We start from the raw sequence: 16005 nt of genomic DNA, 5'->3' as shown, positions 1-16005 counted from the left end.
TTACGCATCTCCCTGGCGCGGAGCGGCGGTCGCCGGTTCCGGGCCATCGGGGTCAAAGGGGTCGTGCGGCGGAGCGCCGAAGCTGGTGGGGAGCTCGCGCTCCTTACCCGGCGCCTTGGGCAGCTTGCCCGCCATCCAGCGACAGATGACGTAGAAGACCGGGGTGAAGATCAGACCGAAGAAGGTCACCCCCAGCATCCCGTAGACCACTGCGATCCCCAGGGCGTTCTGCATCTCCGATCCGGGACCCGAGGCGATCGCCAGGGGCAGCACGCCGAAGATGAAGGCGAACGAGGTCATCAGGATCGGGCGCAGACGCTGACGCGCGGCCTGGACGGCGGCGTCCCAGCGGTTCAGGCCCTGCTCGTCCTCGGCCTGCTTGGCGAACTCCACGATCAGGATGGCGTTCTTGGCCGCCAGGGCGATCAGGACCACCAGGCCGACCTGGGTCAGGATGTTGTTGTCCAGACCGTGCAGGTTCACCCCGAGGATGGCCGCCAGGATACACATCGGCACGATCAGGATGACCGCCAGCGGCAGGGTGAAGGCCTCATACTGAGCGGCCAGCACCAGGAAGACGAACACCACAGCCATCAGGAAGATGATGGTCGACCCGCCGGCCGCCGCCTTCTCCTGCAGCGCGATTTCCGTCCACTCGTAGCTGAAGCCGTCCGGCAGCGTCTTGGCCGCCAACTCCTCCATCGCGGCGATGGCGTCGCCGGTGGACACGCCCGGCGCCGCTTCACCCTGCAGTTCCGAAGCCGGGAACAGGTTGTAGCGGACCACGCGCGCCGGGCCGGAATCGTCGGCCAGGGTCGCCACCGAACCGATCGGCACCATGCCGCCGGTGGCCGAACGGACCTTCAGATTGGCGATGTCGGCCAGTTCGTCGCGATAGGCGGGCTCGGCCTGGGCGGTCACGCGGAAGGTGCGGCCCAGGAAGTTGAAGTCGTTGACGTAGGTCGAGCCGAGGTAGGTGCCCAGGGTGCTGAACACGGTCGAGGGCTGGACCCCCATCAACAGGGCCTTGTCGCGGTCGACGTTGGCGGCGATGCGCGGCGAGCCGGTGTTGTAGAGGCTGAACACCTGCTGCACCTGATCCGGGGCCTGGGCGGCGGCGCCCATCATGGCGAAGGTCGCGCCTTCCAGGGCCTGGAAGCCGGCCCCCGAACGATCCTGAATCATCATCTTGAAGCCCGAGCCGGTGCCCATGCCCTGAACGGGCGGGGGCGACAGCATGAAGATGCTGGCTTCCTCGATGACGCCGGTCGCCCCGCTGAGCGCGCCGGCCAGGGCCGAGGCTTCCAGTTCGGGCGTGGTCCGCTCGTCATAGTCCTTCAGCTTGATGAACATGGTGGCGGCGTTGGACGACAGCGAGAAGCTGGACCCGTCCAGGCCGGCGAAGGCGGTGACTTCCTGAACGCCGTCGGCCTTCTGGACGATTTCGACGGCCCTGTTCATCGCCGCCTTGGTGCGTTCCAGCGAGGCGCCCGGCGGAAGCTGGACGACGCCGATCAGCACGCCCTGGTCCTGCGCCGGAATGAAGCCGGTGGGCGTATCGGTCATGCGCCAGCCCGTCAACGCCAGCAGGGCGGCGTAGATGACGAGCATGACGGTGACCATGCGGATCAGGCGGGCGGTCATACGGCCGTAGCGGTCCGACACCCAGTCGAAGCCCTCGTTGAACTTGGCTCCGGCCCAGCCGAGGTAATAGGTGATCGTGCCGATCAGACCCGGCTTGCGGTGATGGTCGTGCTCCTTGTGCGGCTTGAGCAGCAGGGCCGATAGGGCCGGAGACAGCGTCAGCGACACGAGGAGCGAGATCAGTGTCGCCGAGGCGATGGTGACGGCGAACTGGCGGAAGAAGATGCCGGGGATGCCGGGCACGAAGGCGGTCGGCACGAACACCGAGGTCAGCACCAGGGAGATGGCGATCAGGGCGCCCGACACTTCCTGCATCGACCGATAGGCCGCTTCCTTGGGCGTCAGGCCCTCGCGGATGTAGCGCTCGACGTTCTCGACCACGATGATGGCGTCGTCGACGACGATGCCGACGGCTAGAACCAGGGCGAACAGCGACAGGGAGTTGATCGAGAAGCCCAGGGCCAGCTGCACCGCGAAGGTGCCGACCAGGGCGACGGGGATGGCCAGGATCGGGATGATGGCCGCGCGCCAGGTCTGCAGGAAGACCAGGATGACGATCATCACCAGGAAGACGGCTTCGATCAGCACGTGCTCCACGGCCGAGACCGAGGCGGCGACGTATTCCGTCGGGTTATAGGGGATGGCGTACTTCACGCCGGGCGGGAAGTCGGCCTTGATGGCGTCCAGCTCGGCGATGACCGCCTCGGCGGTCGACAGGGCGTTGGAGCCCGGCTGCTGGATGACGGCGATGCCGACGCCGCGCTGACCGTTGAAGTAGCCTTCGACGCCGTAGATTTCCGAGCCGAGCTCGATGCGGGCGATGTCGCTGACGCGGGTCACGCGCCCTTGAGCGTCGGTCTTGAGCACGACCTTGCCGAACTCTTCCGGGGCCGACAGGCGGCCCTCGACCTGAACCGGCAGCTCGAAGGCGGCGGCGTTGGTCGGGAAGGGGGGCTGGCCGATCGAACCGCCGGCGGCCTGGACGTTCTGGGCCTGCAGGGCGGCGACGATCTCCGGCGCGGTCAGGTCGCGCGCGGCCGCCTTGGCCGGGTCGATCCAGATCCGCATGGAGTAGTTGCCGCCGCCGAAGACCTGGACGCCGCCGACGCCGTCGATCCGCAGCAGGCGGTCGCGGATGGTCGACTGGGCCATGTTGCCCAGGTAGTCGCTGTCGATGCCGGGGTCGTCGGACGTCAGCGACGCCAGCATCAGGAAGCCGGTCGACTCCTTGTTGACGACGACGCCGACCTGACGGACCTGCGCCGGAAGGCGCGGCTCGGCCAGGGCGACCCGGTTCTGGACCAGTACCTGGGCGGTGTCGAGGTCGGTGCCGGGCTGGAAGGTCACGGTGACCTGGACCCGGCCGTCGGAGGTCGACGACGAGGTCATGTAGAGCATGTTCTCGACGCCGTTGATCTCCTGCTCCAGCGGCGCGGCGACCGTCTCGGACAGGGTTTCAGCCGAGGCGCCGGCGTAGGAGGCGGTCACGCTGATCGTCGGCGGCGCGATATCCGGATACTGCGCCAGCGGCAGCATCGGCATGGCGAAGGCGCCGATCAGGGTGATGAAGACCGAGATCACGATCGCGAAGATCGGTCGGTCGATGAAGAAGCGGGATATGTTCATGGATCAGGTTCCGGCCCGTGAGCCTCCTCCTCAGCCGGCGCTGGCGGCGAAGGTGGCGGTCGAGGCGACGGGGGCCGTGGTCACAGGCGCTTGCGCCTGGGTTTCCTCGGCCTTGATGGTCCCGTTCTGGGCGGTGACCTTCTGGCCCGGACGGGCGCGCTGAAGGCCGTTGATGATGACGCGATCGTCGGGCGTCAGGCCCGTGCGCACGACGCGCAGGCCGTTGGCGATCGGTCCCAGCTGGACCGGCTTGGCGGCCACGGCGCCGTCCTTGCCGACCACATAGACGACCTTGCGCGGACCGTCGGTGACGATGGCCGCGTCGGGCACCAGCATGGCCGCATAGCCGCCCGAGCCCGCCAGTTGGGCGTGGCCGAACATGCCGGGCTTCAGGAAGCCGTCGGCGTTCTGCACCACGGCGCGCAGGCGGATGGTGCCCGAGGAGGCGTCGATGGCGTTGTCGGTGAAGTCCAGCGTCCCGGTGCGGTCATAGCTGGTCTCGTCCTGCAGGCGGATGCGAATCGGGGCGGCGCCGTTGCGGGCGTCGCGCTGATACTTCAGCGCCAGGGCTTCGGAGCCGTCGAAGACGAAGTAGATCGGAGACGAGGAGACGATGGTGGTCAGCACGTCGCCGGCCGACGAGCCGCCGCCGATCAGGTTGCCCGGATCGACTCGGCGGTCGGAGACGCGGCCCGAGATGGGGGCGGTGACGCGGGTGAATTCCACGTCCAGCTGACGTGCGCGGATGGCGGCGTTGGCGGCGGCCACGGCGGCTTCGGCGGTCTGGACGGCGCCGCGCTTGGCGTCGACCTCGGCCTGGGACACGGCCTGGGAGGCCAGCAGGCCCTCGGCGCGGGTCAGTTCAGTGCGGGCCAGGGTGAGCTGGGCCTGGCCCTGGGCCAGCTGGGCGCGGGCCGAAGCCAGGGCGGCCTGGGCCGGACGCGGGTCGAGGGTGAACAGAAGCTGGCCCTGACGCACGAAGTCGCCGTCCTTGAAGTGGACCGACTGGATGTAGCCGCCGACGCGGGCGCGCACGTCGACCGAGCGAGGCGCTTCGAAGCGCCCCGTGAATTCGTCCCAGTCGACGACCTGCTGCGACAGGGGAGCCGCCACCGTCACGGGCGGCGCGCCCTGGGCCGGCGCTTCCTGTCCCTTGGAACAGCCATAGAGGGCGGCCGCTATCAAAGCGGACGCGGCCGCGATCTTAACCGTGCGCATCGGCGCAATCTCCTTGGGAGTAGCGTGATTGAGAGAGACTGTCGCTCTTTGGGGAGAAGGCGTCCAGTCAACACCGGCTGACTTAAAGACGATGAAGGCGACGCTTGTCAACGCCTGATGACAAGGCCATATAGTCCGTAAGGTTTATTGGAGTGCGACCAATTGGTCCTTTGCGACGTCCCCCGGCCGCGTAACGCCAACGCCACCCGCCAGGCTATCCTGGAAGCGGCGCGCGAACGCTTTTGTGCGGAAAGCTATGATGACGTGGGCATGCGCGATGTGGCGCGCGACGTCGGCGTCGATGCGGCCCTGATCAGCCGCTACTTCGGTTCGAAGGAAGATCTGTTCCTGTCCGTGCTGGACAGCTGCAAGAACGGGCGCGACCTGATGGAAGGCGACCGCGCGGATTTCGGTCAGCGCCTGGCCACGGAGGTCGTCTATGGCGAGGCGGCCCGGTGCGAGGCCGACCCGACCGGCGAGAAGATGCGCGGCCTGTTGATCCTGTTGCGCTCGATCGGCTCGACCAAGGCGATGGACGTGGTGCAGCGTACGGCGAACAATCGCTTCTTCGACCCCCTGACCCAATGGATCGGCGGCGAGGACGCGGCCGTGCGAGCGCGCCTGGCGTCCGGCCTGATCATGGGCATGGCGATCGGCCGCGAGCTGTCGGACGGCTTTTCCGCCCTGACGGAAGAGCAGCGGGGCCGCCTGCGCGACCGCATGGCGAAGGCCCTGCAGGGGCTGATCGACGGCTGAATTGAAAAGAGGCGGACCGAAGCCCGCCTCTTTTTTCCTCTCCTGTCCGAAGCTCAGGCCCAGTGCATCGGCACATGGCGCGCGGCCGCCCAGTGGATGGCGCGGATGGCGTCGACGATGGCGCGCGTGGCGGCGACCGTGCCCAGGGGGCCGCCCAGGTCGGCGGTGACCGCCCCCGAAGCCAGAACGGCCGCGACCGCCGCCTCGATGGAATCCGCCTCATCCTCCAGTTCGAAGCTGTGGCGCAGCATCATGGCCGCCGACAGCACCATGCCGACGGGGTTGGCCAGATCCTGGCCGGCGATGTCCGGCGCCGAGCCGTGGATCGGTTCGAACAGGCCCGGCCCGTCCGCGCCCAGCGACGCCGAGGGCAGCAGGCCGATGGAGCCGCCCAGCACCGAAATCTCGTCCGACAGGATGTCGCCGAACATGTTCTCGGTCAGGATGACGTCATAGTCGCGCGGCTTGCGGATCAGGTGCATCGCCATGGAATCGACCAGGGCGTGCTCCAGGGTGATCTGGGGATATTCCTCGGCGTGGATGCGGGTCACGACCTCGCGCCACAGGCGGCTGGTCTCCATGACGTTGGCCTTGTCGACCGAGGTGACCTTGCCGCGCCGTTGCTGGGCGGCCTGGAAGGCGGCGCGGGCGACGCGCTCAATCTCCTCGACCGTATAGACGCACAGGTCGGAGGCCTGCGTCTCGGTGCGCGTGCGCTCGCCGAAATAGACGCCGCTGGTCAGCTCGCGGAAGACGATCAGGTCGACGCCCTCGACGATCTCCTTCTTCAGCGGCGAGCGATGGGCCAGCACCGGCGAGACCTGCAGCGGGCGCAGGTTGGCGTACAGACCCATGGCCTTGCGGATGGACAGCAGCCCCTGCTCCGGGCGCACCGGGGCGTCGTCCCATTTGGGCCCGCCGACCGCGCCCAGCAGGACGGCGTCGGAGGCCAGGCAGGCGCTCCGGGTCTCTTCCGGCAGAGCCTCGCCGACCGCGTCGATGGCGGCGCCGCCGATCAGATGCTCGGAAAATTCGAAGCGGTGGCCATAGATGTCGCCGATGCAGGTCAGGACGCGCTGGGCGGCCAGGGCCACCTCGGGACCGACCCCGTCGCCAGGCAGAACGGCGATGTTGAAGGTGCGGGCGACAGGCGTTTCACGGGCGGTCATCAGGCGGTCTCCGGCTGATAGATGTCTTGGCGCAGGCGTTCGTAGGTGGTGACGTAGGGCAGCTTCGATTGGAGCCAGCCGAGGGCGTCGACCCCGTCCAGTAGGCACTGGCGGGCGAAGGACTCGACCTTGAACGGCACGGCCGGAGCGTTGCCGCGCCGGATCTCGCCGGCTTCCAGATCGATGGTGACGGGCTGCTCCGGGTGGGCGGCCAGATCGTCCCAGACGCCCTGATCGACGACGATGGGCAGGAAGCCGTTCTTCAGGGCGTTGGAAGTGAAGATGTCGGCGATCTCGGTCGAGATCACCGCCCGGAAGCCGTAGTCCAGCAAGGCCCACGGCGCGTGCTCGCGCGACGAGCCGCAGGCGAAGTTCGGTCCCGCCAGCAGGATGCGCTGCTCGGTCGGGTCGATGCGGTTCAGCACGGCCTCGGGCTTGGGCGAGCCGTCGGCCTCGTAGCGCCAGTCGTGGAAGGCGTGGGCGCCCAGACCCTCGCGCGTGGTGGTGGTCAGGAAGCGCGCGGGGATGATCTGGTCGGTATCGATATTGGCCTGGCTGAGAGTCAGGGTTTTCGACGTCAGCGTTTTAAAAGGCTCAGACATGGGCCGCCTCCGACAGATAGACGCGCGGGTCGGTCAGCACCCCGGCGACGGCGCTGGCGGCGGCGGTGGCGGGGCTGGCCAGGATGGTTCGGGCGCCCTTGCCCTGACGGCCCTCGAAATTGCGGTTCGAGGTCGAGACGGCCAACTGGCCCGACGCGACGACGTCTCCGTTCATGGCGATGCACATGGAGCAGCCGGGGATGCGCCATTCGGCCCCCGCCTCGGTGAAGACCTTGTCCAGACCTTCGGCCTCGGCGTCGCGACGGACGGCCTCCGAGCCGGGGACGACCAGCATCCGCACGCCCGGCTGGACCTTGCGGCCGCGCAGGACGTCGGCGGCGGCGCGCAGGTCGGGCAGGCGGCCGTTGGTGCAACTGCCGATGAAGACGACGTCGACCTTGTGGCCGGTGGTCGCCTCTCCGGCGGTGAAGCCCATGTAGTCGATGGCCTTCTGGTCCGAGGCCGAGCGCGGCTGGGGTACGGGGGCACCGACGGGGGCGCCGGCGTCGGGCGTCGTGCCCCAGGTGGCCATCGGGCGGATGGCGCCGCCATCCAGCACGACCTCCTTGTCGAAGACCGCGCCGGGGTCGGTGGCCAGGCTCAGCCAGTCGGCGGCCGCGCCTTCATAGTCGGCGGGGACGTGGCGGCGGCCGCGCAGCCAGTCGATGGTGGTCTGGTCGGGCGCGATCATGCCCGCCCGCGCGCCCGCCTCGATGGACATGTTGCACAGGGTCATGCGCCCTTCCATGTCCAGCGAACGCACGGCCTCGCCCGCATATTCGATGACGTAGCCGGTGCCGCCGCCGAAGCCGATGGCGGCGATGACGGCCAGCGCCACGTCCTTGCCGGACACGCCGGGACGCAGGGCTCCGTCGACCGTCACCCGCATGGATTTGGCTCGACGCTGCAGCAGGCACTGGGTCGCCAGCACATGACCGACTTCCGAGGTGCCGATGCCGAAGGCCAGCGCCCCGAAGGCGCCGTGGGTGGCCGTGTGGCTGTCGCCGCAGACGACGGTCATGCCCGGTTGGGTCAGGCCCAGCTCCGGCCCCATGACGTGAACCACGCCGCGCTGATCCGAACCCCAGCCCGCCAGCTCGACGCCATGACGGGCGCAGTTGGCTTCAAGCGTCTCGACCTGACGGCGCGCCTGTTCGGTGACATAGGGGCGCTGGCCATCCGGCCCGGCGGGCAGGGTGGGGGTCGAGTGGTCCAGAGTGGCGAAGGTGCGGTCGGGGCGGCGGACCTTCAGCCCGCGCGCCTCGATCTCGGAGAAGGCCTGTGGCGAGGTGACTTCGTGGACCAGATGCAGGTCCACATACATGACGCCCGGCGTCTCGGCGGTTTCCGGCACGACGACGTGCCGGTCCCATACCTTCTGATACAGGGTTTTAGGCCGGCTCATGCACGCGCTCCTGTGCGGCGGCGCCGGCGGTGGTTTCGCCGATCGGCTCCAGCCAGCCGTAGCGGTCGGGCGTCGTGCCGTCGAACAGGCCGCGGAAGGCCTTGTTGACCGCCTTGGTCACCGGGCCGGGGCCGCCTGCGCGGGTCATGATGCCGTCGATGGAGCGGACGGGGGTGATCTCGGCCGCCGTGCCGGTCATGAAGACCTCGTCGGCGACATAGAGGGCTTCGCGCGGCAGCACCTGTTCGCGCGCCTCATAGCCCAGGCCGCGCGCCAGCTTCATCACGCTGTCGCGGGTGATGCCCTGCAGGATGGAGGCGGCGGCGGGCGGGGTCATCAGCACCCCGTCCTTGACGATGAACAGGTTCTCGCCCGCGCCTTCGGACAGCAGGCCGTCGGCGCCCAGGGCGATGCCTTCGCCGAAGCCGCGAACGCGGGCCTCGCGCCCGATCAGATAGGAGGACAGATAGTTGCCGCCCGCCTTGGCGCCCGCCGGGACGGTGTTCGGCGCCACGCGGTTCCAGCTGGAGATGCAGGCGTCGACGCCCTTCTCCAGCGCCTCTTCGCCCAGATAGGCGCCCCAGGCGAAGGCCGAGATCATCACATCGCTGCGGATCGCCTCGGCCGAGGGGCTGACGCCCATGCCGCACTCGCCCAGGAAGGCCAGCGGGCGCAGATAGGCCGAACGCAGACCCTCGGCGCGGACCACGTCCTTGCAGGCCTGAACCAGCTCGTCCTCGGTGTAGGGCATGGGGAAGTGGTAGATGCGCGCGCTGTCGAACAGGCGTCGGATATGGTCGGTCAGGCGGAAGCCGCACGGGCCGTTCGGGGTGTCATAGACGCGGATGCCCTCGAAAACCGAGGTGCCGTAGTGCAGGGCGTGGCTCATGACGTGAACCGTGGCCTTCTCCCACGCCGTCAGTTCGCCATTGATCCAGATGTTCTTAGCCAGCGGTTGCATAGGTCTTGTCCATTTGTGCGGAGGCGCCTGCCTGGGCCGTCACGGCCGCAATGATGGCGGTCAGTTCCGCGTCGTTGATCTCGCCGATCTCATCGGCGCGTCGCTTGAAGCCGGCGAAGACGTCGGCCAGGCGCTGGCCGTCCAGCACATGGCCCAGGGCTTCGGCCCGCTTACCGACCGCGTGGCGGCCGGAATGCTTGCCCAGCACGAAGTAGCTGCCCTCGAAACCGACGTCTTCGGGACGCATGATCTCGTAGGTGCGGGCGTCGGCCATCATGCCGTGCTGGTGGATCCCGGCCTCGTGGGCGAAGGCGTTCAGGCCGACGATGGCCTTGTTGCGGGCGATGACCGTCTCGGTCACTTCGCGCAGGGTCTCGGAGGCGCGCACCAGGTGGCGGCTCTCGGAGCCGATGGTCACGCCATAGCGGTCCGCGCGGGTGCGCAGGGCCATGATGACTTCCTCGACCGAGGCGTTGCCCGCCCGTTCGCCGATGCCGTTGATCGCGCCCTCGATCTGGCGCGCTCCGCCCTCGACGGCGGCCAGGGAGTTGGCGACGGCCAGGCCCAGGTCGTTGTGCGCGTGGGACGAGAAGATGATGTCCGCGTGACGCGGGCGGATGATCCCGTCCAGATAGGCGAAGCGCTGACGCGATTCCTCGGGCGTGGCGTAGCCGACGGTGTCCGGTACGTTCAGCGTCTGGGCACCCGCGTCGGCGGCGGCCATCAGGGCCTCGGCCAGGAACTCGGGTTCGGTGCGGAAGGCGTCCTCGGCCGAGAACTCCACGTCGTCGAACATCGAGGCGGCGTATTCCACCGTGCGCGAGATGGTGGCCAGCACCTCGTTGGTGCTCATGCGCAGCTTGGCCGAGCGGTGGATCGGGCTGGTGGCCAGGAAGACGTGGCAGCGGCGATGCGACTTCGGCGCCGGGGTCAGGGCGCGGAAGGAGGCGTCGATGTCCTTCTCGTTGGCGCGCGACAGGGAGGCGAAGACCGGTCCCTCGATCTCGCCCGCCACGCGGCGGATGCATTCCTCGTCGCCCGGCGAGGCGGCGGCGAAGCCGGCCTCGATCACGTCGACGCCCAGGTCGCGCAGCACATGCGCCATCTTCAGCTTGGATTCGGCCGACATGGAGAAGCCCGGCGCCTGTTCGCCATCGCGCAGGGTGGTGTCGAAGATGATGACCCGGTTGGGATCGGCCGCAATCTCGGCGGTTCTGGATACTCGGTCTACTCGGGACATTACGCGGCCTCGGACTGGAAGGTTTGGGCCTGGATGCGCGCGACGCCGATCAGGCGGTCGATCTGGCGGCCCAGGGTGTCGATGGAGCGGGCGGCGTCGCGCCCGCGAACGGTCAGGGCGATGCGGCGCATCGCGCCTTCATCCGCCATGTTGATGCCGTCGATGTGGAAGCCGCGGCGCTCCACCAGGCCGATGAGACGCTGAAGCGAGCCGTCGGCCCGGTCGATCTGGATGTGAATGGTGTCGCTCATCTTCATGCGCCTTCCATCATTTCAGCGTTGCTCTTGCCCGGCGGCACCAGCGGCCAGACGTTTTCCTTGGGGTCGATGACGACGTGGGCCAGACAGGCGCCTTCGGCGGCCAGCAGCCGGGCCAGACCGGCCTCGACCTGATCGCGGCGGTCGATGCGGAAGGCCTCGACGCCGAAGGCCTCGGCCACCTTCACGAAGTCCGGATTGTCGGACAGGTCGATCTCGGAATAGTTCTCGGCGAAGAACAGCTCCTGCCACTGGCGGACCAGACCCAGCGAAGAGTTGTCCAGCAGGACGATCTTCAGCGGCACGCCGTAGCGGCGCAGGGTGGCCAGCTCCTGGACGTTCATCATGAAGCCGCCGTCGCCGGCGATGGTGACGACGACCGCCTCGGGGTCCGCCATCTGGGCGCCCAGACCGGCGGGCAGGCCGAAGCCCATGGCCCCCAGACCGCCCGAGGTGATGTGGGCTTCGGGCCGGGCGAAGCGGCAGTGCTGGGCGGCCCACATCTGATGCTGGCCGACATCGCAGGCGGCGACGAAGCGGTCGCCCGCCATCTCTGACAGCTGCTTCAGCAGGGCCGGGGCGTAGACGCCTTCGCCCGGCGCGTCATAGCGGGCGGCGTGGCGCTCGGCCGCCGAGGCGCAGCGGATGACCCACGGGTCGATGGCCAGCGGAGCCGCCGCCAGGCGTTCGGTCAGGGCCTCGATGGCCGGGCGGATCTCGCCGCCGACTGCGACGTGGGTCTCGCGCAGCTTGCCGATCTCGGAGGCGTCGACGTCGAAGTGGACGACGCGGGCGTGAGGGGCGAACTCGGCCAGCTTGCCGGTGGCGCGGTCGTCGAAGCGGGCGCCCATGACGATCAGCAGATCGGACGCCTGAACCGCCTCATTGGCCGCGCGCGTGCCGTGCATCCCCAGCATCCCCAGGAAGCCGGGGGCGTCGGTCGGCACTGTGCCCAGGGCGTTCAGGGTGGCGACGGCGGGGATGCCGGTGGTCTCGGCGAAGGCGCGCAGGGCTTCGGTCGCGTGACCGATCTTCACCCCGCCGCCCACGTAGATCAGCGGGCGCTGGGCGGCGCGGATGAAGCGCTCGGCCTCGGCGATGGCGTCGGGGTCGGCCTCGGTCGTCTCATTGGGAATGTTGAAGCCGAAGGGCGCGACCGTTTCGGCGAACTGGACATCCTTGGGCAGGTCGACCAGCACAGGACCGGGACGGCCCGAGGCGGCGATGTGGAAGGCCTGTTCGATGGCGGCCGGGATCTCGGCCGCGTCACGGACCAGGATGGAATGCTTCACGATCGGCAGGGTGACGCCCAGGATGTCGATCTCCTGAAAGGCGTCGGTGCCCATGACCCCTTGAGGGACATTGCCGGTGATGCAGACCATCGGCGCCGAATCCATCATGGCGTTGGCGATGCCGGTGATCAGATTGGTGGCGCCGGGGCCGGAGGTCGCCATGCAGACCCCGACCTTGCCGCTCAGCCGGGCATAGGCGTCGGCGGCGAAGGCGGCGGCCTGTTCGTGGCGCACCAGGATGTGCTTCAGCGACGAGCCGGTCAGGGCGTCGTAGATCGGCATGATGGCGCCGCCGGGGTAGCCGAACACCACCTCTACGCCCATCCGCTCCAGGCTGGAGACGAGCAGGCGCGCACCGGTCATGACGGCCGGGGCGGAAGCGGTTTTCAAGGCGGGCGCGGCGGCGCTCATCGGGTCAGTCTCTCTTTATATATACAGAGGATCAGGCGGCGGCCTGTTTGGCCGTCTGCAGCCAGGCCATGCGGTCGCGCAGACGGGCGCCGACCTGTTCGATCTGGCTGGAGCGGTCCTCGGTCAGCAGGGCCTCGTATTTCGGCTTGCCCGCCTCGTTCTCGGCGATCCATTCGCGCGCGAACTGGCCGCTCTGGATCTCGTCCAGCACGGTCTTCATGCGGGCGCGGGTCTCGTCGGTGATGACGCGCGGCCCCGAGGCCACGGCGCCCCATTTGGCCGTTTCCGAGATGAAGTGGTGCATCTTGGAGATGCCGCCTTCGTAGAACAGGTCCACGATCAACTTCAGCTCGTGCAGGCATTCGAAATAGGCGATCTCGGGCTGGTAGCCGGCCTCGACCAGGGTGTTGAATCCCTGGATGACCAGTTCCTTGGCCCCGCCGCACAGGACGGCCTGTTCGCCGAACAGATCGGTCTCGGTCTCTTCGCGGAACGACGTCTCAAGCAGGCCGCCGGTCGCGCCGCCGATGCCCTTGGCGTAGCCCATGGCGCGGTCGCGCGCCTTGCCGGTCGCATCCTTCTCGATGGCGAACAGGGAGGGGACGCCCCGGCCGCGCGCGAACTCGCGGCGGACCAGATCGCCCGGACCCTTGGGCGCCACCAGGATGACGTCCATGTCGTCGCGCGGGGTGATGCGGTCGTAGATGATCGAGAAGCCGTGGGCGAACAGCAGGGCGGCGCCCGGCTTGGCGTTCGGCTCGATGACGTCGCGATAGACCTCGTTCTGGACCATGTCGGGGGTCAGGATGGCGATGATGTCGGCGCCGCGAACGGCCTCGGCCGGCTCGGCCGTGGCCAGGCCGTCTTCGGTCGCATGCTTCCAGCCTGTGCCGCCCTGGCGAACGCCGACGACCACGTCGTGGCCGGAATCCTTCAGGTTCTGGGCGTGAGCGCGACCTTGCGAGCCATAGCCGATTACGGCGATGCGCTGGCCGGCGATGGCGCCCGGCTTGATGTCTTCATTGGTGTAGATGGTGATGGCCATGGAGGACGTCCTTAGGAAGCGGCGGTTTCGGTGGAGCGGGCGGCCAGATCGGCGGGGACCTGGGCCGGCGGCGGATTGGGAATGGTCACGGCCCCTTGAGAGGCGGAGGCGACGGCGGCGCGGTATTTTGCGAAAACGCCTTGCGCCGGGCGGATACGGTTGGGGGCGAAATCCGCCCGGCGCGCCTCCAGATCGACGAGCACATCGATCCTTCGGTTGGTGACGTCGATGACGATCGGATCGCCATCGCGAATGAGAGCAATGGGGCCGCCCGCCGCCGCCTCGGGCGAGACGTGGCCCGCGACGAAGCCATAGGAGGCGCCCGAGAAGCGGCCGTCGGTCAGCAGGGCGACGTTCTCCACCTTGCGGCCCTTCAGGGCGGCGGTGACCTGCAGCATCTCGCGCATGCCGGGCCCGCCCTTGGGGCCTTCGTAGCGGATGATGATGACGTCGCCTTCGCCGACCGAGCCGTCCTGCACTGCGTGGAAGGCGTCTTCCTCGCAGTCGAACACGGCGGCGGGACCTTCGAAGCGATCGACCTTGTGCCCGGTCAGCTTGATGACGGCGCCCTCTGGCGCGACATCGCCATAGATGACGGCGTAGGAGCCGCGCGCCATGACCGGGGCCTCGAAGTCGGTCACGACCTGCTGGCCGGGCTGTTCCTCGGCGTCGCCCGCTTCGGCGAACAGGCTGCGGCCCGAGACGGTCGGGACGTTGGCGATCTTGCCCGCCTCGGCCAGACGCTGGGCGACCAGGCGCGTGCCGCCGGCCGCATACAGGTGCGAGGCCAGGAAACGCCCGCCCGGCTTCAGGTCGCAGATGACCGGCGCCTCGACGCAGGCCTGGTGGCAGTCCTCGACGCCGAAGTCGACGCCCGCCTCGGCCGCGATGGCGGTCAGGTGCATGACGGCGTTGGTCGATCCGCCCGAAGCCGAGACGGCGACGGCCGCGTTCTTCAGGCTGGCCCTGGTGATGTATTTGCGCGCTGTATCTCCGGCGAAGACGCGCTCGACGATCAGGCGGCCGCAGCGCTCGCCTTCCGCGCCCTTGGCCGGATCGACGGCGGGCACGTCATTGGCGCCCATGGGGCTGACGCCCATCATCGACAGGGCCATGGCCATGGTGTTGGCGGTGAACTGGCCGCCGCAAGCGCCGGCGCCGGGGCACACCGCGCTCTCGACCGCCTTCAGGCCCGCGTCGTCCAGAGAACCGGCAGCGTGGGCGCCGATGGCCTCGAAGACCTCTTGCACCGAAACTTCCTTCGTCCCGATCACGCCGGGCAGGATGGTGCCGCCGTAATAGACCAGACCGGGGATATCCATCCGGGCCAGGGCCATGGCCGCGGCGGGAATCGTCTTGTCGCAGCCGACGATGCAGACGACGCCGTCCAGCTGATGCCCCTCGATGGCCAGTTCGATGGAATCGGCGACGACTTCGCGGCTGATCAGCGAGGCCTTCATCCCCGCCGTGCCCATGGAGATGCCGTCAGTGACGACGATGGTGTTGAAATCGACCGGATAGCCGCCCGCCGCGATGATGCCGGCGCGAACGTCCCTGGCCAGACGGTCCAAGTGCATGTTGCAGGGCGTGACCGTCGACCAGGTGTTCACGATGCCGATCATCGGCTTGTCGAAGTCGGCGTCCTGCATCCCCGCTGCGCGCAGATAGGACCGCGCCGCCGCCCTGTTCGGACCTTGGGTGACGGCCGAAGAGCGGCTGTTGGGACGTTTCGTGCTGTCGGAAGGCTGTGTCATCGAAATCTTGGAAGTTCTTGCCTGTCGGTGATGGGGCGGGCACATGAAAAACCCCGCGTCCGGGGCCGGAGCGGGGTGAATGGGCGAAACTGGCTGGGTTCAGGTCAGGTCGCAGGCATCCACACCGCTTGGCTAAGCGGAATGAGAATTACCGAGAGAAGGAGTACGCCCAGCGACAGCATGCGCAGATCGGCCGCCGCTTGCGCGGGGCTCAAGATCGCAGCGATGGCGGCGCGGTGGAACAAGGACAGACCTTTCGAACTGGCGCTCTTATGCCTCGCTAAATGTTGCGGCGCAACCGCCCGAAAGAGAAATGTGCAATAAAGCACCGCCAAGATGGAGTTTGTCGCCAATCGAGCGATAAAATTCGCCCCCAACTCGGCAACGAGGGGGGAAAATTCCACCTATTCAGACATCGGTCCCGAACAAACAAAAACGCGCGCATACGCGAGGCGCGCTGCGGATTGGGGTGCGAGCGACTCGGGTTCGTTGAGATTCTTGGACTTTTTGTGAAAAGACGCTTGCTCTGCGGAAAATCGGGACGTATATCGCCGCCTCGCTCGGAGACGGGCTGGCCCGACGGGCTTCGGAGACTGGTTTTTCGGGGTTTTGTCTGGGGCGAGGG

Annotated in this window: 13 protein-coding genes; 1 reads left to right on the top strand and 12 read right to left on the bottom strand. The window is 68.2% G+C overall.

The window, feature by feature from the left end:
- Both ACWGL1_RS15915 and ACWGL1_RS15910 read right to left on the bottom strand, forming a co-directional pair.
- Positions 1–3270, bottom strand: coding sequence for an efflux RND transporter permease subunit (locus ACWGL1_RS15915; protein ID WP_291779963.1), 3270 nt, complete (start codon positions 3268–3270; stop codon positions 1–3).
- Between the two features lie 30 nt (positions 3271–3300).
- The gene (locus ACWGL1_RS15910; RefSeq protein WP_291779960.1) at positions 3301–4488 is read right to left on the bottom strand and encodes an efflux RND transporter periplasmic adaptor subunit; all 1188 of its coding nucleotides are present in this window, start codon (positions 4486–4488) and stop codon (positions 3301–3303) included.
- 162 nt (positions 4489–4650) lie between these two features.
- Here ACWGL1_RS15910 and ACWGL1_RS15905 point away from each other — a divergent pair, with 162 nt between their 5' ends.
- Positions 4651–5244: a TetR/AcrR family transcriptional regulator gene (locus ACWGL1_RS15905; RefSeq protein WP_312219850.1), complete on the top strand. Its 594-nt coding sequence runs from the start codon at positions 4651–4653 to the stop codon at positions 5242–5244.
- 53 nt (positions 5245–5297) lie between these two features.
- On the opposite strand, the gene leuB is transcribed toward ACWGL1_RS15905, so the two are convergent.
- The 10 genes from leuB to ACWGL1_RS15855 form a co-directional block, all read right to left on the bottom strand.
- Positions 5298–6413: a 3-isopropylmalate dehydrogenase gene (leuB, locus tag ACWGL1_RS15900; RefSeq protein WP_452112545.1), complete on the bottom strand. Its 1116-nt coding sequence runs from the start codon at positions 6411–6413 to the stop codon at positions 5298–5300.
- Positions 6413–7015 carry a 3-isopropylmalate dehydratase small subunit gene (leuD, locus tag ACWGL1_RS15895; RefSeq protein ID WP_338577701.1) on the bottom strand — a complete coding sequence of 201 codons (603 nt, stop codon included), beginning with the start codon at positions 7013–7015 and terminating at the stop codon, positions 6413–6415. Before leuD ends, leuB begins: the two co-directional genes overlap by 1 nt.
- The gene (leuC, locus tag ACWGL1_RS15890; RefSeq protein WP_452112544.1) at positions 7008–8420 is read right to left on the bottom strand and encodes a 3-isopropylmalate dehydratase large subunit; all 1413 of its coding nucleotides are present in this window, start codon (positions 8418–8420) and stop codon (positions 7008–7010) included. The genes leuD and leuC overlap by 8 nt, the downstream gene beginning before the upstream one ends.
- Positions 8407–9381 carry a branched-chain amino acid transaminase gene (locus ACWGL1_RS15885; RefSeq protein WP_312219846.1) on the bottom strand — a complete coding sequence of 325 codons (975 nt, stop codon included), beginning with the start codon at positions 9379–9381 and terminating at the stop codon, positions 8407–8409. The genes leuC and ACWGL1_RS15885 overlap by 14 nt, the downstream gene beginning before the upstream one ends.
- Positions 9365–10621, bottom strand: coding sequence for a 2-isopropylmalate synthase (locus tag ACWGL1_RS15880; RefSeq protein ID WP_452112543.1), 1257 nt, complete (start codon positions 10619–10621; stop codon positions 9365–9367). Before ACWGL1_RS15880 ends, ACWGL1_RS15885 begins: the two co-directional genes overlap by 17 nt.
- Complete coding sequence (locus ACWGL1_RS15875) at positions 10621–10872, bottom strand: ACT domain-containing protein (RefSeq protein ID WP_025976572.1); 252 nt, start codon at positions 10870–10872, stop codon at positions 10621–10623. The genes ACWGL1_RS15880 and ACWGL1_RS15875 overlap by 1 nt, the downstream gene beginning before the upstream one ends.
- Positions 10873–10874: 2 nt before the next feature.
- The gene (gene ilvG, locus ACWGL1_RS15870; RefSeq protein WP_452112542.1) at positions 10875–12581 is read right to left on the bottom strand and encodes an acetolactate synthase 2 catalytic subunit; all 1707 of its coding nucleotides are present in this window, start codon (positions 12579–12581) and stop codon (positions 10875–10877) included.
- Positions 12582–12612: 31 nt separating this feature from the next.
- Complete coding sequence (ilvC, locus tag ACWGL1_RS15865; RefSeq protein WP_338577705.1) at positions 12613–13626, bottom strand: ketol-acid reductoisomerase; 1014 nt, start codon at positions 13624–13626, stop codon at positions 12613–12615.
- 11 nt (positions 13627–13637) lie between these two features.
- Complete coding sequence (ilvD, locus tag ACWGL1_RS15860) at positions 13638–15380, bottom strand: dihydroxy-acid dehydratase (RefSeq protein ID WP_452112541.1); 1743 nt, start codon at positions 15378–15380, stop codon at positions 13638–13640.
- A gap of 104 nt (positions 15381–15484) precedes the next feature.
- Positions 15485–15784, bottom strand: a complete 300-nt coding sequence (locus ACWGL1_RS15855) for a hypothetical protein (protein ID WP_452112540.1) — start codon at positions 15782–15784, stop codon at positions 15485–15487.
- Positions 15785–16005 lie beyond the last annotated feature (221 nt).

The organism is Brevundimonas sp. NPDC055812, assembly GCF_053616535.1.
Note: the sequence above shows the minus strand (reverse complement) of the source record. Positions and strands in the feature narration are given on the sequence as shown.

Bases quoted from the DNA above. Each gene is read 5' to 3' on its own strand.
- ACWGL1_RS15880 (WP_452112543.1), bottom strand. From the start codon at position 10,621: ATGTCCCGAGTAGACCGAGTATCCAGAACCGCCGAGATTGCGGCCGAT.
- ACWGL1_RS15910 (WP_291779960.1), bottom strand. From the start codon at position 4,488: ATGCGCACGGTTAAGATCGCGGCCGCGTCCGCTTTGATAGCGGCCGCC.
- leuB (WP_452112545.1), bottom strand. From the start codon at position 6,413: ATGACCGCCCGTGAAACGCCTGTCGCCCGCACCTTCAACATCGCCGTT.
- ilvD (WP_452112541.1), bottom strand. From the start codon at position 15,380: ATGACACAGCCTTCCGACAGCACGAAACGTCCCAACAGCCGCTCTTCG.
- ACWGL1_RS15875 (WP_025976572.1), bottom strand. From the start codon at position 10,872: ATGAGCGACACCATTCACATCCAGATCGACCGGGCCGACGGCTCGCTT.
- ACWGL1_RS15915 (WP_291779963.1), bottom strand. From the start codon at position 3,270: ATGAACATATCCCGCTTCTTCATCGACCGACCGATCTTCGCGATCGTG.
- ilvC (WP_338577705.1), bottom strand. From the start codon at position 13,626: ATGGCCATCACCATCTACACCAATGAAGACATCAAGCCGGGCGCCATC.
- leuC (WP_452112544.1), bottom strand. From the start codon at position 8,420: ATGAGCCGGCCTAAAACCCTGTATCAGAAGGTATGGGACCGGCACGTC.
- ACWGL1_RS15885 (WP_312219846.1), bottom strand. From the start codon at position 9,381: ATGCAACCGCTGGCTAAGAACATCTGGATCAATGGCGAACTGACGGCG.
- ilvG (WP_452112542.1), bottom strand. From the start codon at position 12,581: ATGAGCGCCGCCGCGCCCGCCTTGAAAACCGCTTCCGCCCCGGCCGTC.
- leuD (WP_338577701.1), bottom strand. From the start codon at position 7,015: ATGTCTGAGCCTTTTAAAACGCTGACGTCGAAAACCCTGACTCTCAGC.